1 protein-coding gene is annotated in these 1,499 nt (G+C 53.3%); it reads right to left on the bottom strand.

Annotated features, from left to right (window positions below; translation table 11 throughout):
• Window positions 1-1,499 (bottom strand): condensation domain-containing protein (locus AZ66_RS29075; protein WP_044358115.1); only part of this gene is annotated, 1,499 nt, incomplete at both ends.

Genomic DNA, 1,499 nt, shown 5'->3' with positions numbered 1-1,499 from the left:
TTTCGTTATCCGGCTCGTAGAATGCACTAGCTAGGCTACTAGAGCTCTCATAGCTCCACGCACTTTGCTCGCTTGCCGCAAGAAGCTCTTCGATGATGAGCGTCTTGCCCTCATATCCAAGACCTTCGTGCGTTGGCGCGGAAGGGGCATCCGCCAGCAGGCAAGCTACTTTCGAATCCTCCAGCATATACGCTATACGTTCCGCCGGATAGGAAGGATCAACCGGAAGGAAGGCCGCGCCTGCTTTCAAAATGCCCAGCAAACCGATCATCATGTGGGCGGAACGTCCCGCCATCAGCCCAACAATACGGCCGCTGCTGATCTGTTCCCGGAGCAAAGCAGCAGCCATGCGATCCGACAACCGATCCAGTTCTTCGTAAGTAAGCCTTGTATCGGTATCGGCACATATGATCGCAACAGCTTCCGGTGTTGCCTTCGCCTGCTTGCGGAACAACTGATGCACCGTGGTATCCGGCGTTTTCTGTACAGGTCCGTCCATCCAGCCTTGGAGCGTCATCCGATCCTGTTCGTTCAACAAGCTTGCTTTGCCAAGGATGACATCCGGGTCAGCAGCCGTATGCCGCAGCAGCGTAATGAAATGATCTTTCCACCGTGAGATCGTATCCACCTCGAAGAGTGCAGTAGCGTACTCCAGGCTGCCATGTAGTTCTTCTCCCACCTCGTGGATAAATAGCGACAAGTCGAATTTCGATGTCGGGTTTTCCAATGCGTAGGGTACGATGTCGACATCGGCCATCTGCAGCTCAGATCGGTTCATATTTTGCAGCGCAAACATCGCATCGAAAATCGGATTGCGGCTCACATCCCGATGCCGTACGACATGCTCCACCAGTTCTTCAAACGGGTACTCCGCATGCTCAAACGCCGTTAAAGCAAGTTGCTTCATTTCTTCCAAATAGTTTCGGAATGTTTTGTCAGCAGAAGGCATCGAGCGAATGGCTAAGGTGTTGACGAACATGCCGAGCATGCCGGACAGGTCGGCATGCGGCCGGCCAGCAATCGGCGTTCCCACTATAATCTCGTCCTGACCTGCCAGTTTACCAAGGAACATGCTGTAAGCCGCGAGCAGTACCATGAATAACGTAGTCCCCGTGTCTTGCGCTAACTGTTTGATATTAGCGGTCAATTCCGCATCGATCGTGAAATCTAGTTGGCTGCCCGCGAAACTTTGGATCGACGGACGGGCGAAATCTGCCGGCAGCTGAAGAACCGGAAGCTCGCCGCCTAGCTGCTGCAGCCAGTACTCTTTTTGTTGAACATCCGTAGGCGAATGACGGTTTTCCTCCAGCCAGACAGCATAATCCTTATAATGAAGCGATACGGGCTCGAGACGATCGCCGGCATACAGCCTTGTCAGCTCTTCAATCAAGATGCCCATGGAAGTTCCGTCGGAAATAATATGATGCATGTCAAACAGGAGCAGATGCTGCGTATCGGTCAGCTTGGTCAACTGAACGCGCAGCAGCGGTGCCTGGCTG

The sequence above is a fragment of the Paenibacillus sp. E194 genome (genome assembly GCF_000935845.1).
In the GTDB taxonomy this organism is placed as follows: Bacteria; Bacillota; Bacilli; order Paenibacillales; family Paenibacillaceae; genus Paenibacillus_B; species Paenibacillus_B alvei_B.
Note: the sequence above shows the minus strand (reverse complement) of the source record. Positions and strands in the feature narration are given on the sequence as shown.